Origin of the sequence: Hydrogenophaga sp. RAC07, assembly GCF_001713375.1 — a bacterium.
Lineage (GTDB): Bacteria > Pseudomonadota > Gammaproteobacteria > Burkholderiales > Burkholderiaceae_C > Hydrogenophaga.
The window spans coordinates 2,177,733-2,202,378 of sequence record NZ_CP016449.1; the positions used below are offsets into that span (position 1 = coordinate 2,177,733).

At 66.2% G+C, this 24,646-nt stretch carries 16 protein-coding genes; 8 read left to right on the plus strand and 8 right to left on the minus strand.

What is annotated here, in order from left to right:
- The first annotated feature begins 118 nt into the window (after window positions 1-118).
- On the plus strand, window positions 119-1,585 hold the full coding sequence (locus tag BSY239_RS10220; protein ID WP_069046756.1) for a putative nucleotidyltransferase substrate binding domain-containing protein: 1,467 nt from the start codon (window positions 119-121) through the stop codon (window positions 1,583-1,585).
- Window positions 1,586-1,614: 29 nt separating this feature from the next.
- Here BSY239_RS10220 and BSY239_RS10225 read toward each other — a convergent pair whose 3' ends face one another.
- The 5 genes from BSY239_RS10225 to ppsA form a co-directional block, all read right to left on the minus strand.
- The gene (locus BSY239_RS10225; protein WP_069046757.1) at window positions 1,615-3,813 is read right to left on the minus strand and encodes a 3'-5' exonuclease; all 2,199 of its coding nucleotides are present in this window, start codon (window positions 3,811-3,813) and stop codon (window positions 1,615-1,617) included.
- A gap of 61 nt (window positions 3,814-3,874) precedes the next feature.
- Window positions 3,875-4,249 (minus strand): response regulator transcription factor, encoded by a 375-nt coding sequence (locus BSY239_RS10230; protein WP_069046758.1) that lies wholly within the window; start codon window positions 4,247-4,249, stop codon window positions 3,875-3,877.
- Window positions 4,246-6,996: a sensor histidine kinase gene (locus tag BSY239_RS10235; RefSeq protein ID WP_069046759.1), complete on the minus strand. Its 2,751-nt coding sequence runs from the start codon at window positions 6,994-6,996 to the stop codon at window positions 4,246-4,248. Before BSY239_RS10235 ends, BSY239_RS10230 begins: the two co-directional genes overlap by 4 nt.
- A gap of 2 nt (window positions 6,997-6,998) precedes the next feature.
- Window positions 6,999-7,211 carry a hypothetical protein gene (locus tag BSY239_RS10240; RefSeq protein WP_069048910.1) on the minus strand — a complete coding sequence of 71 codons (213 nt, stop codon included), beginning with the start codon at window positions 7,209-7,211 and terminating at the stop codon, window positions 6,999-7,001.
- Between the two features lie 153 nt (window positions 7,212-7,364).
- Window positions 7,365-9,776, minus strand: a complete 2,412-nt coding sequence (ppsA, locus tag BSY239_RS10245) for a phosphoenolpyruvate synthase (RefSeq protein ID WP_069046760.1) — start codon at window positions 9,774-9,776, stop codon at window positions 7,365-7,367.
- 157 nt (window positions 9,777-9,933) lie between these two features.
- Here ppsA and ppsR point away from each other — a divergent pair, with 157 nt between their 5' ends.
- Window positions 9,934-10,755, plus strand: a complete 822-nt coding sequence (gene ppsR, locus BSY239_RS10250; RefSeq protein WP_069046761.1) for a posphoenolpyruvate synthetase regulatory kinase/phosphorylase PpsR — start codon at window positions 9,934-9,936, stop codon at window positions 10,753-10,755.
- Between the two features lie 24 nt (window positions 10,756-10,779).
- Here ppsR and BSY239_RS10255 read toward each other — a convergent pair whose 3' ends face one another.
- The 3 genes from BSY239_RS10255 to BSY239_RS10265 all read right to left on the minus strand — a co-directional run bounded on the left by BSY239_RS10255 (window position 10,780) and on the right by BSY239_RS10265 (window position 13,399).
- Window positions 10,780-11,139 (minus strand): hypothetical protein, encoded by a 360-nt coding sequence (locus BSY239_RS10255; RefSeq protein ID WP_069046762.1) that lies wholly within the window; start codon window positions 11,137-11,139, stop codon window positions 10,780-10,782.
- A 129-nt stretch (window positions 11,140-11,268) separates the two neighbouring features.
- Window positions 11,269-13,122: a sodium:solute symporter family protein gene (locus BSY239_RS10260; RefSeq protein WP_069046763.1), complete on the minus strand. Its 1,854-nt coding sequence runs from the start codon at window positions 13,120-13,122 to the stop codon at window positions 11,269-11,271.
- 16 nt (window positions 13,123-13,138) lie between these two features.
- Window positions 13,139-13,399, minus strand: a complete 261-nt coding sequence (locus BSY239_RS10265) for a DUF4212 domain-containing protein (RefSeq protein ID WP_069048911.1) — start codon at window positions 13,397-13,399, stop codon at window positions 13,139-13,141.
- Window positions 13,400-13,738: 339 nt separating this feature from the next.
- Here BSY239_RS10265 and BSY239_RS10270 point away from each other — a divergent pair, with 339 nt between their 5' ends.
- The 6 genes from BSY239_RS10270 (at window position 13,739) to BSY239_RS10295 (ending at window position 24,624) form a co-directional block, all read left to right on the plus strand.
- Window positions 13,739-14,047 (plus strand): DUF485 domain-containing protein, encoded by a 309-nt coding sequence (locus BSY239_RS10270; RefSeq protein WP_069046764.1) that lies wholly within the window; start codon window positions 13,739-13,741, stop codon window positions 14,045-14,047.
- Window positions 14,044-15,771 carry a cation acetate symporter gene (locus tag BSY239_RS10275; RefSeq protein ID WP_069046765.1) on the plus strand — a complete coding sequence of 576 codons (1,728 nt, stop codon included), beginning with the start codon at window positions 14,044-14,046 and terminating at the stop codon, window positions 15,769-15,771. The genes BSY239_RS10270 and BSY239_RS10275 overlap by 4 nt, the downstream gene beginning before the upstream one ends.
- 222 nt (window positions 15,772-15,993) lie before the next feature.
- Window positions 15,994-16,899, plus strand: a complete 906-nt coding sequence (locus BSY239_RS10280) for a caspase family protein (RefSeq protein WP_069046766.1) — start codon at window positions 15,994-15,996, stop codon at window positions 16,897-16,899.
- A 58-nt stretch (window positions 16,900-16,957) separates the two neighbouring features.
- Window positions 16,958-17,917: an N-acetylmuramoyl-L-alanine amidase gene (locus BSY239_RS10285; protein WP_069046767.1), complete on the plus strand. Its 960-nt coding sequence runs from the start codon at window positions 16,958-16,960 to the stop codon at window positions 17,915-17,917.
- Between the two features lie 33 nt (window positions 17,918-17,950).
- Complete coding sequence (locus tag BSY239_RS10290; RefSeq protein WP_069046768.1) at window positions 17,951-23,578, plus strand: CHAT domain-containing protein; 5,628 nt, start codon at window positions 17,951-17,953, stop codon at window positions 23,576-23,578.
- Window positions 23,575-24,624 carry a TIR domain-containing protein gene (locus BSY239_RS10295; RefSeq protein WP_069046769.1) on the plus strand — a complete coding sequence of 350 codons (1,050 nt, stop codon included), beginning with the start codon at window positions 23,575-23,577 and terminating at the stop codon, window positions 24,622-24,624. The genes BSY239_RS10290 and BSY239_RS10295 overlap by 4 nt, the downstream gene beginning before the upstream one ends.
- Window positions 24,625-24,646 lie beyond the last annotated feature (22 nt).

The window sequence follows — 24,646 nt, forward strand, 5'->3', positions numbered from 1 at the left end:
GAAGCTCCTGCAGCCCGTTTGAGGCAGGTCAAACCCTCTAAGTGTTTACCCGCACCGCTATATGAATGAGGGATATACGATGAAGAACGGATTCTTAAGTCCTACAACACACATCACCATGGACCCGAACAACTGGACAAACGAAGCGGGCGTCCCCTCGGGCGACGCTGCGCTCAACCTCATGAGCACGCCGGTGAGCGCGTTGATCAACCGCGCGCCGATCACCCTGCCGCCGCACACCAGCATTCGCGCCGCTGCGCAACTCATGAGCGAGCAGCGCGTGTCGTCGGTGCTGATCGCGGAGCAAGGCCTTCTCTTTGGCCTGATCACCGACCGCGACCTGCGCAACCGCGTGATCGCTGCCGGGTTGGACACGCAACGGCCGATCATGGACATCGCCACACTCGCGCCTTTTTTTGTGAACCTGCACGACCCGGCGTTCAACGCGTTGCTGCTCATGGCGCGCCACAACATCCACCATGTACCGGTGCTCGACGGCCAGCGCATCGCCGGCATGATCACCGCCACCGACCTCACCGAGCAGCACAGCACGTCTGCCGTGTACCTGGCGGGCGACATCTACAAACAGACCGCGGTGGAGGGTCTGCAGCGCGCCAGCACCCGCATACGCGCACTGCAGCAAAGCCTGGCAGCGGCCGACGCAACCGCCTACAACACAGGCCACATCATCACCGTCATCACCGACGCCATCACCACCCGGTTGTTGCAGCTGGGCGAAGCGCAATTGGGTCCGGCGCCGGTGGACTATGTGTGGGTGGCGGCCGGTTCACAGGCCCGCAGCGAACAGACCGCCAAGTCCGACCAGGACAACTGCCTGGTGCTCGACGATGCGTTCGACGAAAGCGTGCACGGCGCGTACTTCCGTGAACTCACGCGCTTCGTCTGCACCGGCCTGGACGCCTGTGGCTACGTGTTCTGCCCGGGCGAGATGATGGCCATGACCGACACCTGGCGCCAACCCCGCGCGCGCTGGGCGGAGTATTTCCGGCGCTGGACCAGCCAGCCCGAGCCCAAGGCGCTCATGCTGACCTGCGTGTTCTTCGACCTGCGCGCCATCCATGGCCAGGCCAGCCTGCTCGACGGACTGCGGCGCGACGTGTTGCAAAACACCCGGGGCAACACCCTCTTCCTGGCCCACATGGTGGGCAACGCCCTGACCCACCAGCCCCCGTTGGGTTTGTTCAAAGGGCTGTCGCCCGCGCGCAGCGGCGAGCACAAGGGCACCATCGACCTCAAACACACCGGCGTGGTGCCCATCGTCGATCTGGCCCGGGTGTACGCGCTGGCCGGCGGCCACGCCGAAGTCAACACCCACGACCGGCTGCTCACCGCGGGCGAAGGCGGCGACATCAGCGCACAGAGCGCACGCGACCTGCGCGATGCGCTGGAGTTTCTGGCGTCCTTGCGCATCCGGCACCAGGCGCAACAGATCGCACAAGGGCTGGCGCCCGACAACTTTCTGGACCCCGCGGAAATCTCCAACTTTGAACGCACGCAACTTAGAGACGCGTTCCAGGTCGTTCAGACCTTGCAATCGGTCCTGTCCAACCGCTACAAATTCTGAACCATCCCTGCGGCGCCAGGGGCATCGTCTCAATACTTCAAGCGGGAGAAGTGGGTCTTCTGCGCAGCTTCACGCGCCTGTCCCAGCGTGTGAATGCCCTGCTGCGCCAGCAGCGGGATCAGCTTGATGAAGATCTCGGCTGTGACCATGGCGTCGCCCATGGCCGTGTGACGCCCGATCACCGGCACGTCAAAGCGTTCAGCAATCGCCTCCAGCCGGTGGGAGTCCTGGTTGGGGTGGATCACCGCCGAGAGCAGCAGTGTGTCGAGCACCGGCTGGTCGAACACCACGCCGGTGGACTTCTCCTTGAGTTGCAGAAAACGCATGTCGAAAGCGGCGTTGTGCGCCACCAGCACAGTGTCCTGCGCAAAGGCGTGGAAGGCTGGCAGCACCTCGCCGATCCTGGGCTGGCCCACCACCATCGCCGGCTGAATGCCGTGGATGGGAATCGAGGCCGCCGGAATGCTGCGTTGCGGATCCACCAGCTGTTCAAAACACTCCTGGTGCAGCAGCTTGCCGTTGACGATGCGCGCCGCGCCGATCTGGATGATCTCGTCGCCTTGCGAGGGCTCCAGTCCGGTGGTTTCGGTGTCGAACACGGTATAGACCAGATCAACCAGCCGGCGCTCGTCGAGCGAGCGGGTCTGCTCACTGCTCTTGAAGAGATCAAAGTCGTAGTACTCGGGCCGGCTTTCGCTGCGCACGAAATTGAGGGCTTCGGCCTGGTCGCGCGGATCGGCCAGCGGCAGCAGGATGCGAAAAAACGCCTGGTGGCGCGCACGCTCGCGCTCGAACCAGAAGGCGCCGCCATGGCGCTCCACCACGTCGCGCACCGTGAGTCCGGTGGATTCGCTCCCCGAGGTCATGGTGTCCATTTCCCAGCTCATCACGGTCTCGTTGCTCATGGCCTGGCCCGACCACACCAGATCGAGTTGGGCTTTGCCCGCACTGCCCGTGGCCGGCTCCAGACGCACCTGCACAAAACGCACCGCGAACTCGTCCTTCAGCCGCCCCGCCAGATAGACCAGGGCCTGCAGCAGCGAAAAGCTCTCGACCTTGAGCCACAGCGTGGGGTTCACCTCCAGCGCAGAAACTGGCAGACCGGTCACGATCTCAATGCGGCGCAGCGCGGCGGACACCAGATCGGCGCCCAGCATGTCTTCGAGCGGCCAGCGGGTCTTGAGGCTTTGCGCCGCGTCCGCCTCGATGCTGGCGATGCGCCGACCCAAGGCGCTGGTTTCTTCGCGGATCACCCGCAGAAAGCGTTCGCGCGCGGCCGGCTCCAGATCGGGGTGGTCCAGCACGTCGAGTGCCGCCTGCGTGTTGGCCAAGGCCGAGCGCGTGCCTTCGGTGAGCGTGTGCAGCACCTGGTCGCGCGCCGACTCGGCTTCAAACTCGCGGGTGATGTTGTCGAGCATGAGCACAAAGCCGGTGAGTTCGGCACGGTCCGCCGGGTCTTCGGCGGCCTGGGCCTGGCTGGAACGCACGGGGGCCATCTGCACGCGCAACAACTGGCCCACCGACGTGGACGTGACGAACTGGGCCGAGGGCTGGGTTGCGCCCGAGAGCATGCGCTGCTGGATGTTCTCCAGCGCGTGCGCCACCAGCTTGCGGTCGAACACCGCGTAGATCGAGCGGCCCAGGCCGATCAACTCGGCACCTCCGGCCACCTCGGGTGCTTGCGAAAGCGCACGGAACTGCAGACGTGCGCGCTGGTTGTAGAGCAGGATGCGACCATCCAGGTTGCACACCACCACACTCTGCGTGAGCTCGGCCATGAGCGCGGCCAGCCGGCTCTTTTCCAGCTCGATGTTGTGGCTGGCCTCCTGCACGCGCGCGTCCATGTCGTCGCGCAGGCGCGTGCGCTGCGCCACCAGCTGGTTGATCACGCCGGTGACGGCGCGGTTCTCGGGGCTGCCCTGGGCCGGCAGGCTGCGGGCCACGTCGGTGCGCACCAGCACCATGCCCTCTTCGGCCAACTGGGCCACTGGCTCGACAAAATGGCCCACCAGGGCGCGCACCGCAAAGGCCAATGCGCCGAACAGCACCACGATCATCATGGCCACCAGCGTGCTGCGGGGGTTCAGCAGGTCGGACAACAAGCGTCGCTCCTGTGCATCCAGCGTGGACCAGACAATGCCCGCAGTCAGCCCCATCCACACCAGCATCGCCGCGCCCGCCACCGCCACGCCCAGCCACACCCGACGGTCCACGCCCCGGCGGCTCATGAGGTACCTCCGCCCTGAGGGCTGCGGTGCGAGCTTGCTTGGGAACGGCCCGGCGCTGCGCTCATGCGGAAGGCTCCAGCAGATCGCGCACCTTCTGCACCAGATCCTTGGTGGAAAACGGTTTGGTCATGTACGCGTTGGCGCCCAGCGCCAGGCCCTTGGCCACGTCGGTGTCGCGCCCCTTGGCGGTGAGCATCACGATCAGGGTGCTGCTCACGGCCTCGTTGGCGCGAACCTCGCTGCACACATCGAATCCGGTCTTGATCGGCATCATCACGTCGAGCAACACCAGCGCCGGGCGCTCACGCACGATGGCATCCATCGCCTCCTGCCCATCGCGCGCCAGCACCACCTCGAAACCTTCGCGCTTCATCAGGAACTCCAGCGAAATCAGGATGTTGGGCTCGTCGTCTGCGATCAGGATCTTGTGGCTCATGGCTGGTCTCCTTGCGTTGTTGTCGGTCTCTGGCGTGGCAGCGAAAAACCGAACACCGCCCCCTGCCCCTCCCCGGAGCGCAGCCACATGCGCCCCCCGAAGTGCGCCACGATCTGTCGGCTGATCGGCAAACCCAGGCCGGTGCCCCCGGGCCGGTAGTGGGCGTCGCCGCCCACCTGGCGGAACTTCTCGAACACCATGGCTTGCTGGTCGGGCGCGATGCCCGGGCCGTTGTCCTGCACCTCGACGTCCACGCCTTCGTCCCCTTCCCGAAGTCTCATCACCACAAGACCTGTGTCGCGCGGCGCGTACTTGGCCGCGTTCGACAACAGGTTGAGCACCACCTGCATCAACCGGTCGGCGTCCGCGTGCAGGGGCTGCACCTGCGCGGGCAGCTCCAGCACCATCTTCACACCGCGCTCGCGCAGCGGCTCGGCCATGGTGCTGGCGGCTTGCTGCAGCAAGGCTTTCATGTCCACTTCGTCGTCGTGCCACTCGGCGTGCCCCGACTCGATCTTGGCCATGTCCAGCACCTGGTTCACGAGGCGGCTGAGCCGTTCGGTCTCGCCCACGATGATGCCCACAAACTGTTGTCGTTGCACAGTGTCCATTTCTTCATCGTCGCGCATCAGCTCGGCCAGGGCCCTGATCGAAGTCAAAGGCGTGCGCAGTTCGTGCGTCACCGACGACATGAAATCGTCCTTGAGCCGATCCAGGCTCTTGAGCTGTTCGTTGGCCTGGCGAAGGTCGGCCGTGGCGCGCTCCAGCGACTGCGACTTCTCTTCCAGCGCGTGGGAATACGCGCGCAACTGCGAAGCTTCGTCCAGGATGCGCATCACGTCATCCAGGTCCAGCGCCTCCTCTTCCACCACCGAAGCCACCATCACCCGCGCCGACGCACTGCCAATCGCCCCCGCCAATTGGGTTTCCACAAAGTGCACCAGCCGCGCATCGGCCGGGATCTGGTCGATCTGCCGCACGCCCACGCGCAGCGCGTAGTCGGCAAACAGGCGCTGCGCCGCCTCCACGCCGAGGAAACGCCCCACCAGCGGCAGCAGTGCCGACACCTGCGCCTTGCCCTGCCAGAACACCGGGCGCGAGGCCGCCGTGCGGTGAAACACATCCACAAACAGCAGGGCCTGGCTGGTCTCGCGCGCGGTGGGCGCGCGCCAGAGGGACACACCCACATAAGCCGCCACATTGGCCAGCAGGCTCCAGATCAGCGAATGCGTGAGGTTGTCCAGCCCGGCCAGGCCCAGAAAGGCCTCGGGCTTGAGCAGCCACCAGCCAAAGGGCCCCTGCTCCATGAAACCGGCGGTGAGCCAGCCCGACTTCACCAGCGAGGGCAGCATGAGCGTGTAGGCCCAGAAGGCAAAGCCCAGCAGCAAGCCCGCCAGGGCACCACGCTGCGTGCCGCCCTTCCAGTACATGCCACCCAGCAGCGCGGGCGCAAACTGCGCCACCGCCGCAAAGCTGATGAGACCGATGCTCACCAGCGCGTAGGCCTCGCCGGCCAGGTGGAAATACAGATACCCCAACAACAGGATGCCCAGGATGGCCAGGCGCCGGATGCGCAGCAGCACCGCGGTGAGGTCGCCGCTGGCACGTGCGCCAAAGCGCCGCATGCGCAGCAGCAGCGGCATCACCAGGTCGTTGCACACCATGGTGGACACCGCGATCGCCTCCACGATCACCATGCCGGTGGCCGCCGAGAGCCCACCCACAAACGCGAACAAGGCCAGCGCGCCCTGCCCTTGCGACAACGGCAGCGACAGCACGAAGGTCTCGGGGTCCATGCGCCCGGGCCCGAAGTGCAGCAGGCCGCCCAAGGCGATCGGCAACACAAACAGGTTGATCAGCAGCAGGTACAGCGGGAACGCCCAGACCGCGCGCCGCAGGTGGTTCTCGTCCACGTTCTCCACCACCATCACCTGGAACTGGCGCGGCAAGAAGATCACCGACAACATGGCCAGCAAGGTCAGGCCCAGCCACTGCGCATAGGCAAACGGTTGGCCTTGGCCGAACTGCATCAGGCGACGCAATTCGTCCACCGCGTGGGCCTGGTCGAACAGCGCTGCCGGGCTCGCGAAAAGGCCGAAGCAGACGAACAGGCCCACCGCCATGAACGCCACCAGCTTGACCACCGATTCAAACGCGATCGCTGCCACCATGCCTTCGTGGCGCTCGGTGCTGTCCAGGTGGCGCGCACCGAACACGATGGTGAAGCCGGCCAGGGCCAGGGCCACGTACAGCGTGCTGTCGCTCCACCAGTCCGCACTCTGCACCGCCGGCATGCCCAGCGGCGAGGTGAGCACTGCGTAGCCGCTGGCAATGGCCTTGAGCTGCAAGGCGATGTAGGGAACGATGCCCACCACCGTGATCAGCGTCACCAGGCCGGCGAGCAGCGGGCTCTTGCCGTAGCGGCTGGCGATGAAGTCGGCAATGGAGGTGATGCGCCAGGTCTTGGCGATGCGGATCATCTTGCGCACCACCATCCAGGCCAGCAGCATGGCCAGCATGGGCCCGAGGTAGATGGGCAGGAACCACACGCCCGAGTTGGCCGCACGCCCCACGCTGCCGAAGTAGGTCCACGCGGTGCAGTACACCGCCATGGACAGCGCATACACCCACGGGCTCGAGATCACCGAGCGGCCCTGCGCAGCCCGCCGGTCGCCCCAGTACGCCACCGCAAACAGCAGCAGCAGGTACGCAAATGAGACACCGATGACCAGCGGGGCCGAGAGCATGTTCAGTCGGGTTGTGAGACGTTGCTGTGGTGCTCCACCACCCAGGCCAGCACGGCGATCAAACCCGCCCAGATGACGAACAGCGCCAGCGGAAACAGCGGCAGCCCCCACACACGGGCATCGTGGTCCCACAGCGCCAGCAAGGGGAAGTTGAACAACGCCGCGGCGGCGAAGAACAGGGCCACCAGTCGTTGGGCAGCAAGGCCTTTGAACATGTTTGTCTCCTCGATCGTCCCCCGCAGCGTGTGGCCGGCGGTGGCCGTTCGATTGTGCGCCATGCACTGACCACGGCCTGACGGCGAAAGCCATGAAAAAAGCGGCAGGGTTGCCCGCTGCCGCCTTGCATCAAACGCCGAAGCGTTGACCGGTCACTTCTGGCTGGACGACAACAACTGCCAGGTGTCGACCACCGAATCCGGGTTCAGCGAGATCGAGCTGATGCCCTCGTCGCGCAGCCACTGCGCGAAGTCGGGGTGGTCGCTGGGGCCCTGGCCGCAGATGCCCACGTACTTGCCCTCGGCCCGGCAGGCGCTGATGGCCATCTGCAGCAGCGCCTTGACGGCCGGGTCGCGTTCGTCGAAGTCGTGCGCCAGCAGCTCCAGGCCGGAATCGCGGTCCAGGCCCAGGGTAAGCTGGGTCAGGTCGTTGGAGCCGATCGAGAAGCCGTCGAAGTACTGCAGGAAGTCCTTGGCCAGCACCGCGTTGCTCGGGATCTCGCACATCATGATGACCTTGAGACCGTTGTCGCCGCGCTTCAGACCCTTGTCGGCCATGAGCTCGGTCACGCGCCTGGCCTGCGCCAGCGTGCGCACAAACGGCACCATCACCTGCACGTTGTCCAGGCCCATGTCTTCACGCACACGCTTCAGGGCCTCGCATTCCATGGCGAAGGCTTCGCGGAAGTCTTCGCTGATGTAGCGCGCCGCACCGCGAAAGCCCAGCATCGGGTTTTCCTCTTCGGGCTCGTAGCGCGAGCCACCCACCAGCTTGCGGTACTCGTTGCTCTTGAAGTCCGACAGTCGCACGATCACCGGCTTGGGCCAGAAGGCTGCGGCGATGGTGGCCACACCCTCGGCGACCTTGTCCACGTAGAAAGCGCGCGGCGACGCATGGCCACGGGCCACGGACTCCACCGCCTTCTTCAGGTCGGCATCCACTGCCGGGTAGTCCAGGATCGCCTTGGGGTGCACGCCGATGTTGTTGTTGATGATGAACTCCAACCGCGCCAGGCCCACGCCGGCGTTGGGGATCTGGCAGAAGTCAAAGGCCAGCTGGGGGTTGCCCACGTTCATCATGATCTTCACGTCCAGCGGGGGCATTTCGCCGCGCTGCACTTCGGTGATCTCGGTTTCCAGCAGGCCGTCGTAAATGTTGCCGGTGTCGCCCTCGGCGCAGCTCACCGTGACCAGCGTGCCTTCTTTCAGCAGCTCGGTCGCGTCGCCACAACCGACCACCGCCGGAATGCCCAGTTCACGCGCGATGATGGCCGCGTGGCAGGTGCGCCCGCCGCGGTTGGTCACGATGGCACTCGCGCGCTTCATCACCGGTTCCCAGTTCGGGTCGGTCATGTCGGTCACCAGCACGTCACCGGGCTGCACCTTGTCCATCTCGCTGATGTTGTGCACCAGGCGCACCGGACCCGTGCCCACCTTCTGGCCGATGGCGCGGCCACTGGCCAGCACGGCGCCCTTGCCCTTGAGCTTGTAGCGCACCTCGGTCTTGCCGGCACTCTGGCTCTTCACCGTCTCGGGACGGGCCTGCAGGATGTAGAGCTCTCCGTCAACACCGTCCTTGCCCCATTCGATGTCCATGGCACGGCCGTAGTGCTGCTCGATCACCATCGCGTAGCGCGCGAGTTGCTCCACGTCGGCGTCGGTCAGGCTGTAGCGGTTGCGCAGCTCCACCGGCACATCGGTGGTTTTCACCAGCTTGCCCTTGAGCGCGCCCGTGCCCGATTTTTCCGCGTCGGTGGTGAAACCCATCTGGATCAGCTTGCTGCCCAGGTTGCGGCGGATCAGTGCGCGTTTGCCGGCCTTGAGCATGGGCTTGTGCACGTAGAACTCGTCGGGGTTCACGGCGCCCTGCACCACCGTTTCGCCCAGACCGTAGCTGCTGGTGATGAAGACCACGTCTTCAAAACCGCTCTCGGTGTCGATGGTGAACATCACGCCGGCAGCGCCCAGGTCGGAGCGCACCATGCGCTGCACACCGGCGCTCAATGCCACGTCGGCATGCGCAAAGCCCTTGTGCACGCGGTAGCTGATGGCACGGTCGTTGTAGAGGGAGGCGAACACCTCCTTCATCTTGTGCAGCACTTCTTCAATGCCGATCACGTTGAGAAAGGTTTCCTGCTGGCCGGCGAACGACGCGTCGGGCAGGTCTTCGGCCGTGGCCGAGGAGCGCACTGCGAACGACGCGGTGTCGTTGCCGCTGGTCAGCGTGATGAAGGCTTCGCGGATGGCCTTTTCAAGGTCGGCCGGGAAGGGCTGGTTTTCCACCATGGCACGGATCTCGGCGCCGGCTTGCGCCAGCGCGCGCACGTCTTCGGTATCCAGCGCATCCAGGCGCGCGTTGATGCGCTCGGTCAGGCCGTCGTGTTTGAGGAATTCCCGGAAGGCGTGTGCCGTGGTGGCAAAGCCGGTCGGCACTTTCACGCCGGTGGGCAGTTGCGAAATCATCTCGCCGAGGCTGGCGTTCTTGCCGCCGACCGACTCGACGTCGCTCATCCGCAATTTTTCGAAAGGCACGACCAGATCGGTCGCTCCAAACAGGTGGGACATGGGAAAACTCCTAAGGTTGAAAAACCGGGGGTTCCACGCGGGGGCTGGCGACCTGTTGTTCTGTTGTGGGTCTGGCACCGGGCAGGGAGGCAAATGAGACGGCAGGGCGATTGATAATGGCCCCGACACAACACCCGGTATTGTAAGGACGCGCCCCATGCCCAACCGAACGGTCTTCTTCATCTCCGACGGCACCGGCATCACCGCCGAAACCTTCGGCAACGCCATCCTGAACCAGTTCGAGACTCCCATGCGCCGGGTGCGTCTACCGTTTCTGGACGATGTGGACAAGGCCCACCAGGCCGTGCGCCAGATCAACCACGTGGCCGATCTGGAAGGCAACCGCCCGCTGGTCTTCACCACCGTGGTCGACATGGACGTGCTCAACGTGTTCCGCACCCAGTGCAAAGGTGTCTTGCTGGACATGTTCGGCACCTTCATCGCGCCGCTGGAGCATGAGCTGGGCATCAAGTCCAACCACCGCGTGGGCCGCTTCTCCGATGCTTCCAAGAGCCAGGCCTACAACGCCCGCATCGAGGCGATCAATTTTTCACTGGCGCACGACGACGGCCAAAGCCACAAGGACCTGCAGGGGTCCGACGTGATCCTGGTGGGGGTGAGCCGCAGCGGCAAGACGCCCACCTCGCTCTACCTGGCCATGCAATACGGCCTGAAGGCCTCGAACTACCCATTGATTCCCGAGGACTTCGAGCGCCGGCAGCTCCCGCCCGCGCTGGTGCCGCACCGCAAGAAGATCTTTGGTCTCACGATCGGACCCGAGCGCCTGTGCGAGATCCGCAACGAGCGCCGCCCCAACTCGCGTTACGCCAGCCTGGAAAACTGCCGCATGGAGGTGAGTGAAGCCGAGAGCATGATGCGGCGCGAAGGGATCCGTTGGTTGTCAACGACCACCAAGTCGATCGAAGAAATCGCGACCACCATCCTGCAAGAGATCCGGCCCGAGCGCCTCGAATACTGAAACGGCGACGGGTCGCTCTGGAGGTCAACTCCTCTTGCGTCCAGGCCCCAGGCCATGCGCCTGGCGACCCAGCGCAAACGACGCCAGCAGCTTCGTCCACAGCGTCACGCCGGCCACGGCAATCCAGTCTTCCGAGGCGAGGGCCTGAAAGCCGAGCACGGCCACCAGCACGCCCACCAGCACGATGCCCCCCACCAGATTGAACGCCATCTCGTAGGGCGCGTACTTTTCTGCGTTGGGGGGTGGCATGCCCTTTTTCAGCGCCACCTCGGAGAAGTCGCGCTTGACGAGGATGCGGTACGCACGGCGCAGCCAGAAGAACGCCACCGGAAACAGGGCAAGCAGGAAGATCCAGTTGAAGATGAAGACGCTGGGCAGGTTCATGGTGGGCCGTGTGTTGATGCCGGATTGTCCTCCAGCGCTCTCCAGAAACGCCAAACCCCGCCGGCGGACCGACGGGGTCTGGCTCACGAGCAGACCGGGCAGGCGCCCGGTCCGTGTGGATTCAAGCCATCAGTGGCCGGTAGCAACGCCCGCGCCCTTGGGCACGCGCACCGACTCCACCAGTTCCACGATGTGCTGCGGCACCGGCTTGGAGACCTTGCTCACCAGGTAGGCGACCACGAAGTTCACGATCGCGCCCACGGTGCCGAAGGCCTCGGGGGTGATGGTGAAGAAGCCGTTCACGCCACCGACCATGTTCACGTAGTCGGTGCCCTTGATGAAGAAGATGCCCTTGTGTGCGAACACATAGAACAGCGTCACGGCCAGGCCCGCCAACATGCCGGCGATGGCGCCCTTGTCGGTCACGGTGCGGCTGAAAATGCCCATCATCAACGCAGGGAAGATGGTGGAAGCAGCAATACCGAAGGCCAGGGCCACGGTACCGGCGGCAAAGCCCGGCGGGTTCAAGCCCAGCCAGCCCGCCACAAAGATGGCCACGGCCATGGCGATCTTGCCGGCCATGAGTTCACCCTTTTCGCTGATGTCGGGCTTGATGGCGCCCTTGATCAGGTCGTGCGAGACGGCCGACGAGATGGCCAGCAACAAACCGGCAGCGGTGGACAGCGCAGCGGCCAGGCCACCGGCGGCCACCAGCGCGATCACCCAGTTGGGCAGCAGAGCGATTTCCGGGTTGGCCAGCACGATGATGTCGGCGTTCACGGTCAACTCGTTGCCCTTCCAGCCGGCCGCTTCGGCCTTGCCCTTGGCAACGGCGTTCTTGGTCGCGTCGTTGTAGTACTGGATGCGGCCGTCCGCGTTCTTGTCTTCCCACTTCAGCAGACCGGTTTTTTCCCAGCGCTTCATCCACTCGGGACGCTGGTCATACACCAGGCTGGCTTCGGTGGCGTAGAGGTCGCCATTGGCCTTGACGGTGTCGGCATTCACGCCGATGCCGCCTTCAGCACTGCGAACGAGACCCACAGCCGAGTTCACCGTGCCGTGCAGGTTCAGCTTGGCCATGGCGCCCACCGCGGGTGCGGTGGTGTACAGCAAGGCGATGAAGATCAGCGCCCAGCCGGCAGTGGAGCGTGCATCGGCCACTTTGGGCACGGTGAAGAAGCGAACGATCACGTGGGGCAGGCCCGCGGTACCGATCATCAGCGACACGGTGTAGAAGAACATGTTCAGCGTCGAACCCGCGCTGGTGGTCGTGTACTGGCCAAAGCCGAGGTCGGTCACCACCTGGTCAAGCTTGGTCAGCAGCGACACGTCGGTGCCCGCCATGTCGGAGCCCAGACCCAGCTGCGGCAGGAAGTTGCCGGTCAGGTTGAGCGAGATGAAGAAGGCCGGCACGAGGTAGGCAGCGATCAGCACGATGTACTGCGCCACCTGCGTGTAGGTGATGCCCTTCATGCCGCCGAACACCGCGTACATGAACACGATGGCCATGCCGATGTAGATGCCCTGGTCGCTGGAGACACCCAGGAAACGCGCGAAGGTCACGCCCACGCCGGTCATCTGGCCAATGATGTAGGTCAGCGAGATGATCAGCAGGCACAACACGGCCACGTTGCGCGCGGCCTTCGAGTAGAAACGGTCACCGATGAACTCCGGCACGGTGAACTTGCCGAACTTGCGCAGGTACGGTGCCAGCAGCATGGCCAGCAGCACGAAGCCGCCGGTCCAGCCCATCAGGAACACAGCACCGCCGTAGCCCATGTTGGAGATCAGGCCGGCCATGGAGATGAAGGACGCGGCCGACATCCAGTCGGCGGCCGTGGCCATGCCGTTGGTGATGGGGTGGACCCCGCCGCCGGCCACATAAAACTCGGACGTGCTGCCCGCGCGTGCCCAGTAGGCGATGCCGAGGTACAGCGCGAAGCTGAGTCCGACGAACAGATAGATGGTGGTTTGAAGTGCCATGGTGTTCTCGTGTGTCTCAGTCTTCCTGCATGCCGAACTTGCGATCGATCTGGCCCATCTTGTGGGCGTAATAGAAGATCAATGCAATGAACACGTAGATGGAGCCTTGCTGCGCAAACCAGAAGCCCAGCGGATAACCGCCAAGCGTGATGCCATTGAGCATGGGGGCGAACAAAATGCCCGCGCCGTAGGAAACCAGGAACCACACGACCAATACCTTGGTCAGCAGGCCCAGCGTGGCGGACCAATAGGCCTTTGCGTTGCTGTCGCTGTTCATGAAAGTCATCTCCATTGAATGAAGCTTGCCGAGAAAGGCGGCCGTGGCCACCTGCTTGTGCACTCCACAAAAGCCCTGGCTTTGTGGCACTACGGGGCGGACTTTGTTATCGCTTTCTTACAGCTAAATTGCAGCGCCACCTGAAAGGCCCAAAACCGAGGGTATGCCCTTACAAGACAGCGCGGATGATCACGCGCAGCTTTCAAAACGAGAGCGAATCGGCCCCGCCGCGTTCACCAACGAACTGACAGCTTGTCAGCGCGGCTTCAGATTCGGGTCAGTGCTTGGTAAGAGCCCAGGCCTACGCTGAGGGCTCCACTTCACAACCGAGGAGACCCCATGCAAGACGACATGGTCCAGCGCATCCTAAGCCATCCCAAATACCGGGAGCTCAAGGCGAAACGATCCCGCTTTGGCTGGTGGCTGACCCTGGCGATGATGGTCGTGTACTACGGCTTCATCCTGCTGGTGGCCTTCAACAAGGAGTTCCTCTCGCAACGGATGGGCGACGGCGTGATGACGATCGGCATACCGATCGGCTTCGGCGTGATCGTGTTCACCATCGTCATCACGGCGATCTACGTGAAGCGCGCCAACACCGAGTTCGACGAACTGTCCAACGCCGTGGCGCAGGCGGTGATGAAATGAAACACCGCACACCCACCCTGCGCCGCCTGCTCACGCTGCTGGCCCTCTTCGGTGTGTCGGCGGCTGTCTGGGCCGCCGGTGCCGACCTCGGCCAATCCGAGAAACAGGCCACCAACTGGACCGCCATCGGCATGTTCGGCGCCTTTGTGCTGTTCACGCTGTTCATCACCAAATGGGCCGCGGCCAAGACCAAGTCGGCCTCGGACTTCTACACCGCCGGTGGTGGCATCACCGGCTTTCAGAACGGCCTGGCGATCGCGGGCGACTACATGTCGGCCGCGTCTTTCCTCGGCATTTCCGCCGCGGTGATGGCCAGCGGTTTTGACGGCCTGATCTACTCCATCGGCTTCCTGGTGGGCTGGCCCGTCATCACCTTTCTGATGGCCGAGCGACTGCGCAACCTGGGCAAGTTCACCTTCGCCGACGTGGCCGCGTTCCGCTTCGAGCAGACGCCGATCCGCATCTTCGCGGCCTCGGGCACGCTGGTGGTGGTGGCCTTCTATCTCATCGCGCAGATGGTGGGCGCGGGCCAGCTGATCAAGCTGCTGTTTGGCCTGGAATACTGGATCGCGGTGGTGATCGTGGGCGCGCTGATGATGATGTACGTGCTCTTCGGCGGCATGACGGCCACCACCTGGGTGCAGATCATCAAGGCCTGCCTGCTGCTGGGCGGTGCTTCGTTCATGGCGCTGTCGGTGCTGTGGCACTTCGGCTTCAGCCCCGAGGCCATGTTCGCCGGCGCGGTGAAGATCAAGACCGACCTGGCCCTGAAGGACGGCAAGACCGCCGAGGTGGCGGCCTCGCTGGGCCAATCCATCATGGGGCCGGGCAACTTCGTCAAGGACCCGATCTCGGCCATCAGCTTCGGCATGGCGCTGATGTTCGGCACCGCGGGTCTGCCGCACATCCTCATGCGCTTCTTCACCGTGCCCAGCGCCAAGGAAGCACGCAAGTCGGTGATGTGGGCCACCGGCTGGATCGGCTACTTCTACCTGCTGACCTTCATCATCGGTTTCGGTGCCATCACCTTCGTGTTGACCAATCCCCAATTCCTCGACGCCAAGGGCGCGCTGCTGGGTGGCAACAACATGGCGGCGGTGCACCTGTCCAACGCGGTGGGCGGCAACGTGTTCCTCGGTTTCATCTCGGCCGTGGCGTTCGCCACCATCCTCGCGGTGGTGGCCGGTCTCACGCTCTCGGGTGCCTCGGCGGTCTCGCACGACCTGTATGCCACCGTGATCAAGAAGGGCAAGGCCGACAGCACCTCCGAGCTGCGGGTGTCCAAGATCACCACCATTGCACTCGGCGTGGTGGCCGTGGTGCTGGGCATCGCGTTCGAGAAGCAGAACATCGCCTTCATGGTGTCACTGGCGTTTGCCATCGCGGCGTCGGCCAACTTCCCCGTGTTGTTCATGAGCGTGCTGTGGAAAGACTGCACGACCAAGGGCGCGGTCATCGGTGGCTTCCTGGGCCTCATCTCTTCGGTGGCGCTCACCGTCGTGTCGCCCTCGGTGTGGGAAGTGACGCTGGGCAACCCCAAAGGCTCGGCGCTGTTCCCCTACACTTCGCCCGCCCTCTTCTCCATGACCATCGGCTTTTTGGGCATCTGGTTCTTCTCCATCCTCGACACCAGCCGGCGCGCCAAGATCGATCGGGCAGGTTTCCTCGCACAACAGGTGCGCTCCGAGACCGGCATCGGCGCATCGGGAGCCTCTGGCCACTGAACCATCGATGCAGACATGAGGGGGCCTGGATCGTGGTGCGATCCAGGCCCCTTTTTGTCCATGGGAATGCCGCGAACCAACGCATTCACTGTTAATTCAAAAGCACCCAGAAAAGACATTCACTTACAACTTGAGGTTTGCTTCATAATGACAAACTCCCCAGAATTTGTGACGGATTGCACAGTTCAAACAATTTGAAACAGCCACCGCGGGGGAGTTCAAATGGCCAGCAAAGCATCTGCCACCCAGGCGAAAAGGCCGCAAGGTCTGTCGCTGCACATCGGCATCAACGAGGTCAGCGCCGCCCACTACGAGGGCTGGACCGGGCCCCTGGCCGCGTGTGAATTCGACGCCCACGACATGGCGGCACTTGCCCAGTCGCAAGGCCTGAAGAGCACGCTGCTGATCACCAAAAAAGCCACCCGCGCCAACCTGCTGGCAGCGCTGCGCAAAGCAGCGAAAGCGCTGGGCGATGGTGACTTTTTCTTCATGAGTTTTTCCGGCCACGGCGGCCAGGTGCCCGACGTGAGCGGCGAAGAGGACGACAAGCAGGACGAGACCTGGTGCCTGTTCGACGGCCAGCTCATCGACGACGAGCTGTACTACGAGCTGAGCAAATTCAAGAGCGGTGTACGCATCTTCGTGGTCTCGGACAGCTGCCACAGCGGCACCGTGGTGCGCGCCGCGCGTCCACCACCCGGCACACCCGCGCAGCGCCCGCGCATCATGCCGCCGGCCGTGGGCATGCGCGTGTACACGGCGCACAAGGCCTTCTACGACAAGCTGCAGAACGACGTGGCCAAGGTGGCTGGCGGGCGCGTGACCGATCCCGACACCGCGCTGGCCAACGTCACCGTGAGCAACCGGCTCACCGGCATCGTCAAGGACTTCAAGCCCGCGCTCATCCTCATCTCGGGCTGCCAGGACAACCAGTTTTCCATGGACGGCGACCACAACGGCGCCTTCACCGAACAAATGCTGCGTGTGTGGAACAACGGCGCGTTCAAAGGCAGCTACGCCAGCTTTCATGCGCACATCCGCGCGGGCCTGCCGCCCAGCCAGTCGCCCAACCTGTTCACGCTCGGCCCGGCAGCGCCGTTCCTCAAACAGGCGCCGTTGAGCGTCTGACCGGTGGGCGCCCCGGCTGGCGCCTTGTCTGCAGCGGCAACCCAAGGGAGGGTTTCACATGCTCGGCATCCAGAACCACCGCCTCACCGGCCCCGACGTGAGCTTTCGCGCCACACCCAATGTGGGCGGCGCCATGCGCCCGCGCTTTGTGGTGCTGCACTACACGGCCGGGCGCACGCTGGAGAGTTCGGTCGAGTCGCTCTGCACCAAAAAGCCGCAGGGCAACGCGTCGTCGCACATCGTGCTCGGGCGCGACGGGCGCATCGTGCAGCTCGCGCCGTTCAACACCGTGACCTGGCACGCCGGCGTGAGCCAGTGGAACGGGCTCGACGGTCTGAACCACCACGCCATCGGCATCGAGATGGACAACGCCGGCCTGCTGCACCGCGAAGGCGAGCGCTGCGTGTCGTGGTTCGGCAAGGCTTACCCCGACAACGAGGTGGTGATGGCTGAACACCGCCACGGCGGCGGCGTTCGGCCGTGGCACCACTTCACCGAGGTGCAGATCGAACGCGCTCTGGCGCTGTGCGAGGTGCTGGTGGCGCACTACGGCCTGCAGGACGTGCTGGGCCACGAAGACATTGCGCGCGGGCGCAAGGTCGACCCGGGTCCGGCCTTCCCCCTGGCTGCGGTGCGCAGCCGCGCGCTGGGCCGCGGGGCCGATGTGCCGGTGCGCCTGGTGGTGAACGCCGCCAGCCTCAACATCCGCAGCGGCCCGGCGGCCGAGTTTCCCAAGGTCGCGCCCGCCCTCAAGCGCGGCACCGAGCTGGTGCTGCTTGAACCTCAAGACCGCTGGAGCCGCGTGGCGGTGGTGGGCGCCACCGACCTCGAAGGCTGGGTCTGCAACGACTTCGTGACGCGCCAGGCAGCCCCACGGTCCGGGCCCACGGTGCTCTCGCGCACGCAGCGCGCCGTGCCGCTGGCCACCCGCTCACGCGCCACACCCCAACCCACCGCCGCGCCGGCCAGAAAGCGCGCAACACCCACGAAAAAAAGCACCCCCCGCGCCGCGCGCTGAACCCGGCCACACCGCCGTCGCAGAAAGGCCCCCATGAGCACCGCCGCCACCGCTCCGATCACCTTCATCGTCCGCGGTCAACCGCAGGCTCCGGGCGTCACACGCGGCGGGGGCTCTGCTGCGGCAGCGACCTTCGGCGGGCGCGGGCAGACGGTGCAACGGGTGCAGGTGGGCGCCACGCGCGGCAGCAGCGACGCGGTGCGCCTCACAGCCCGGCCGGGCTTGGATGCGGTGGTGCTGCACATCAGCAACGGCCCCTCGCTCATGTTGCACCCCGAGACCGCGCGCGACCTGATGCTGGCGCAGTCGGGCATCACGCGCAGCGGCCTGGCGGCGCAGCCGCGCAGCCGCTCCGCCACCGAGGTGCAGGTGCCCGCGCAACTCGGCTGGCAGGGCCTGGAGCAGGCCGGCGCCACCCGTGGTGCCACGCGCGGGCGGCTGGGCGATGTGCTGCTCTCGGCCGTCGAGGTGGTCACCGGCCTGCTGCTGGAGCCGGCCTCGCGCATCACCGCCGCCAAGATCGCCGCGCGGGTGGACGACCAGGTGGACGCCGGCCTGTACGCGCTGTCGGCACACAGTTTTGCCACCACGCTCAAGGGCAGCGGCAAGCCGCTTGTGAAGATTCCGCCCACCGCCAGCCCCGACGAACCGGTGCTGGTGCTGTTGCACGGCACCTTCTCCAACACCCACGGCACCTTCGGCAAGCTGTGGCAACACCACCCGCAAAAGGTGCGCGAGCTGTTCGCGCGCCACGGCGACCGGGTCTACGGCTTCGACCACCCCACGCTGATGGCCAGCCCGATCGACAACGCGCTGATGCTCGCACGCGCGCTGCCCGACGGCGCGCGGCTGCACCTGCTGACGCACTCGCGCGGCGGTCTGGTGGCCGAAGTACTGGCCCGCGTGTGCGCCAAGCCCGAACTCGATGAAAAGTCGCTCGCGCCGTTCAAGGCGCCCGGTCACCGCAACCAGCTCCAGGCATTGCGCGATCTGGCCGCCGAACTCAAGGGCCGCAACATCCGCGTGGCGCGGGTGGTGCGGGTGGCCTGCCCGGCGCGCGGCACGTTGCTGGCCTCCAAACGCCTCGACGCCTATGTGTCGGTGCTCAAGTGGTCGCTCGAACTCGCGGCCATTCCGGTGGCACCCACGCTGATCGACTTCATTGGTGAAGTGGCCAGCCAGCGCTGCGACCCGGCGCTCATGCCAGGCCTCGAATGCATGATGCCCGAGAGCCCCCTGGTGCAATGGCTGCATGCCACCGAAGGCGCCGACGGCGGCACGCTGCCGGGCCAGCTGCGCGTGGTGGCGGGCGACATCCAGGGCGACTCGATCACCTCGTGGGTGAAGACGCTGCTGGCCGACGCCTTCTACTGGACGGACAACGACCTGGTGGTGCAGACGCGCTCGATGTACGGCGGCGCGCCGCGCTCCCCGGCGGGCGGGCACGCGGCGGCCACGTTTGTGCTGGAGCGCGGTGGCAAGGTCTCGCACTTCAGCTATTTCAGCGAACCACGCTCGGCCGAAGCCATCTGCAACGCGCTGGTGCAGGACGCACCGGCGGGCTTCCGCCCGATCGGGCCGATGTCGTGGGCCGGCAGCTCCAGCGACGGCCTGCGCGGCATGCCCCGCGCGGCCGGCGCACCTCCGACCTCGGACCGCCCGGCGGTGATCATGCTGCCGGGCATCCTGGGCAGCCACCTCGCGGTGGACGGCAAACGCATCTGGCTGAGCGCGCGCATCCTCGGCGGTCTGGGGCGCCTGGCCTACCCCGACAGCGGCGGGCGCGTGCTGCCCGACGGCGCCATCGGCAGCGTCTACGATGATCTGGCTGCGTTCCTCTCGGGCAGCCACGAGGTGATCGAGTTTTCGTTCGACTGGCGCCGCCCCATCGAAGAAGAAGCCGCGCGCCTGGCCGAGGTGATGGACGTGGCCTTGTCCGCGCGCGCGGCCAGCGGCCAGCCGGTGCGCCTGCTCACACACTCCATGGGCGGTCTGGTGGCGCGCACGGTGCAGCTGGAATGCCCCGCTGTGTGGCAACGCTGGCTGGAGCGCCCGGGCTCGCGCCTGCTGATGCTGGGCACGCCCAACGGGGGCTCGTTCGCGCCCATGCAGGTGCTTTCGGGCGACGACACCATGGGCAACGCGCTGGCCGCCTTCGGCCTGCCGTTCCAGGACCACAAGGCGCGCCGCCTCATGGCCGCCATGCCGGGTTTCATGCAACTGCAGATGGGTCTTCTCGACCCCGCGCTGGGTCTCGCGCAGAGCGAGCGCTGGCAGGCCCTGGCCGAGCAGGACATGAAGGCGCTGGAAGAGGCCAACTTCTGGCACGACCCGGGCAGCCAGCGCGCCATCTACCGCTGGGGCGTGCCGACGCAAGAGGTGCTCGACCGCGCCGTGGCGCTGCGCCGCCGCCTGGACCAGCAGCGCGACACGGCCCTGCCCGGTTTCAGCGACCGGCTGGTGATGGTGGTGGGCCATGCACGCTTCACCCCGGCGGGCTTCGAGATGGATGCGCGCGAAGGGCTGGTGTACCTGGACCAACCCGAAGGCGGCGACGGTCGTGTGACGCTGGAGAGCGCCTTGCTGCCCGGCGTGCGCGCCTGGCGGGTGGACAGCTCACACGGTGACCTGCCCGATGTGGAGGCCGCATTCCCGGCCTACCTGGAGTTGCTGCAGAACGGAGACACGCAGCGCCTGCCGCTGGTGGGCTCAGCCGGCTTGCGCGGAGGCCCTGCGTCCGCCGCGGTGCCTGCCGCCGCGCTGGTGCGCAACCGTCCCTCGCGCCAGCGCAGCCCGGTGGTGGTGCCGCCCACCGGGCTGGGTGAACTGCTGGCCCCCGTGGCCGAGCCATCCACCACCAGCGAGACGCCCCGCGGTGCGCTGCACATCAGCGTGCACAACACCAACCTCAAGTTCACAAGCCAGCCGCTGATGGTGGGCCACTACTTCGCCTCCACGCTGAGCGGAACCGAGGCCGTGGTCGACCATTTCATCGGTGGCGTGATGTCGGCCTCGCTGGCCGCCGGCCTCTACCCGGAAGCGCCCGGCACCCACCAGATCTTCATCAACAACCGCCAGGACCCGGACAGCCCGCTCGCCCTGCCCCGGCCGCCGCATGTGGTGGTGGTCGGGCTGGGCTCCGAGGGCAAGCTCAAGAGCATGTCCATCACACACACCGTCCGCCAGGCCTCGCTGGCCTGGGCGCAGCGGGTGGCCGAGGCACCGGGCGGTGGCCCGACCCAGTTTGAACTGGCCGCCACGTTGATCGGCAGCGGCGGCACCGGCATCAGCGTGAGCACCTCGGCGCAGGCGCTGGCCCAGGGCGTGCGCGAAGCCAATGAAAAGCTCGGCGCGGGCGGCTGGCCGCGGGTGAGCCACCTGCACATCGTGGAGCTCTACCTCGATCGCGCCACCGATGCCTGGAATGCCCTGACGCTGCTCTGCGCCGCAGCGCCCGACCATTTCACACTCGCGCCCACCATCCTCTCGGGCGTGGGTGCGCTGCGCCGGCCGCTGGACCGCGGCTACCGAGGCACGGCCTACGACTTCATCAGCGCCGTGACCGTCACGGACGACACCGGCGAACCCAGCATCGTCTACACGCTCGACACCCAGCGCGCGCGCGCCGAGGTGCGCGCACAGGCCACGCAGGCGCGGCTGGTGGGCGAACTGGTGCGCCGGGCGTCGAACGACGCCAACCGCGACCGCAACATCGGCCGCACCCTCTTCCAACTGCTGGTGCCGGTGGAAATGGAGGCCAGCCTGGGCGGCACCACCGAGCTGTTGCTCGAACTCGATGACGGCACTGCCGCCATTCCGTGGGAGCTGCTGGACGCACCCGACGACGGCCGCGGTGGCCCGGACGCACCCTGGGCCATCCGCAACAAGCTGCTGCGCCGCCTGCGCACCGCTGCGTTTCGCACGCAGGTCAGCGATGCCCGTCCCGACGACTGCGTGCTGGTGATCGGCGAACCGCTGTGCGACCCGGCCCTCTACCCGCCGCTGCCAGCCGCGCGCGCCGAGGCCGAGGCGGTGGTGGAGGCCCTCAGCGGGCAGCTCGGGCTTGATCCTTCGCGCGTGCACGCGCTGATCGCGCCCGACGACAACCTCGGCCCCGATGCGGCCGCGGTGACCACCGCACTGCTCGCGCGGCGCTACCGCATCGTGCACATCGCCGGCCACGGCGAGCCCGAGCTGCTGCGGCTGGGCAAGCCGCCATTGCTGCGCGGCGTGGTGCTCAGCGACAACACCTTTCTGGGCCCGCGCGAGGTGCAGGCGATGCGTGTGGTCCCGGAGCTGGTGTTTCTGAACTGCTGCCACCTCGCGGCCGACCCGGACAAATTGCTCAAGGGCGGCTACGACCGCGCGCAGTTCGCCGCTGGTGTGGCCAAGCAGCTGATCCGCATCGGCGTGCGCTGTGTGGTGGCGGCGGGCTGGGCGGTGGAGGACGAGCCGGCCAACCAGTTCGCCACCGCGTTCTACCGCGCCTTGCTCTCGGGCCAGCGCTTCATGGACGCGGTGCAGGCCGGCCGCATTGCCGCGTACAACGCCAACCCGCTGGGCAACACCTGGGCCGCCTACCAGTGCTACGGCGATCCCGACTGGGTGTGGCAACGCAACGAGGTCGACACGCGTCGTGCGCCGCCCTCGCTGGCCAAAATTTACGGGGGCATTGCATCCCCCGTGGCGCTGGCACTTGCGCTGGAAACGCTGGCCGTGCAAAGCGCCACCCAGGGTGCAGGGGCCGAGTCACAGCGCGAAAAGATCCGCTACCTCGAAGCCCGCTTCGAGGGCGAATGGGGCAGCATGGGCGCGGTGGCCGAGGCCTATGGCGTGGCCTGGGCCGCGGCGCGCGACATCGACCGCGCGCTGCACTGGTACCGCCGCGCCGTGGCGGCGAACGACGGCAGCGCCTCGGTGAAGGCCAACGAACAACTGGCCAACCTGGGTGCGCGCCAGGCCTGGACACGGCTGCAAAACGCGGCCGCCCAAGGGGCCAGGCCCGCCGCATTGAAAGCCCTCGTGGCACAAGGGCGCGCGGAGCTCACCGAGGCGGTGAGGCTGCTGGACGCGCTGGTGGCCTTGTCCCCCACGGTCGAGCGCGAGAGCCTGCTCGGCTCCACCTGGAAACGGCTGGTGCGGCTCGAAGGCGTGGCCGCTGCGGGCACGCCTTCTGTGGCGGACACGCAAGCCATCCAACAAGCCATTGAGCACATGGCCAATCACTACCGGCGGGCCGAAACACTGGCGCTGCAGACCGGCCAGTCCGACCTGTTCTACCCGGCCATGAACCTGGTGGCGGCCGAGTTGCTGGCGCGCGCCAGCGACCGGCGCTGGGCTGGTTTCGAGCCCGAACGCATCCAGCGGGTGCGCCAGAGCCTGGAGCGCCAACGGCGCGAAGACCCCGATTTCTGGAGCGTGGTGGGCCTGCCCGAGCTCAGCGTGTATGAGGCCCTGGCCAGCCACACGCTGGCGCAGCAGTTGCCCGCGGTGCTCGCCAGCTTTGACGACATGCACCAGCGCGCCGGAACGCCGTGGATGTGGGCCTCGGTGGCCGACCAGCTCTGCTTCGTGGTGGAGCACCTGCGCGGCATGTCGCCCACCGACCAGCAGGCCGCGAAAGAACTGCTCGACGTGCTGCGCAGCTACGCCGCTCCATGAACCGCATCTTCATCAGCTACCGGTCGTCCGACGGCAAGAAGGACGCCGACCGGCTGTGCGCCGACCTCAGCCGGCTTTATGGCGCCGACCAGGTGTTCTTCGACAAACAGGACCTCAAAGGTGGGCACTCGTGGCGCAGTGCGATCACCGGCACGCTGGGCACCAGGCCGGTGGTGCTGTTGCTGGTCACACCCGAGCTGCTGGGCATGGAGCACCCCGAGGGCGGGCGGCGCATCGACCGCGACGACGACCCCATCCGCGGCGAGGTGCTGACCGCGCAGGCACACGGCGTCACCATCGTGCCGCTGCTCACCGAAGGCATGTTGATGCCGGCGACCGCCGACATACCGGCGCCGCTGCGGTTTCTGAAGGAATCGCATGCACTCAAGCTGCGCACCGAAGACTGGGCCGACGACCTCGACAAGATCGTGGCCGACCTCGCCAGCCACGGTATCCACCCGCTCAAACAACGCGGCAACGAGCCCACCCCACGAAGCTGGATGCAGCGCGTGCAGCGCGGCTTCATGTGGATCGGCGGCATCTTTGTGGGCCTCATCGTGATCGGACTTCTGGTTCCCGATGACGAGGAGGCCATGCCGCCTTCTGCGCCCCCGTACGCGGCGGCAACACCCCCACCCGCGCCGGCTCAGGGCACCCGCGATGTCTCCGGCCTGTGGTGGTCCATCGACGAAGACAACCGCCGCCTGCGGGTGCAGCTCACCGTGAACAACGGTGCGATCCAGCTGCAGACGGACGCATTCCCCATTGCCTGGTACCCGCGCTGGCAGGCCTATGCCCAGGGTGTTCGGGAGATGGGCCTGATCGTCAACGACGTGCGCTACGTCGGCCAGGGTGTGCTCACCGATGTGATGGGCACGCCCCGCATCGAGATCCCGGTTCAGGCCGTCACCGGCGACGGCCGTGGACCGCTGGACACCGGCAGCGTGGTGCTCACGGCGAGTGCCGACGGACGCGAACTCACCGGCCGGCTCTGGAGCAACGGCGAGCAAGCCGAAACCCCGCTGCGGCTCGTGCGCCAACCCTGACCACCCACCACCAAGACCTGAG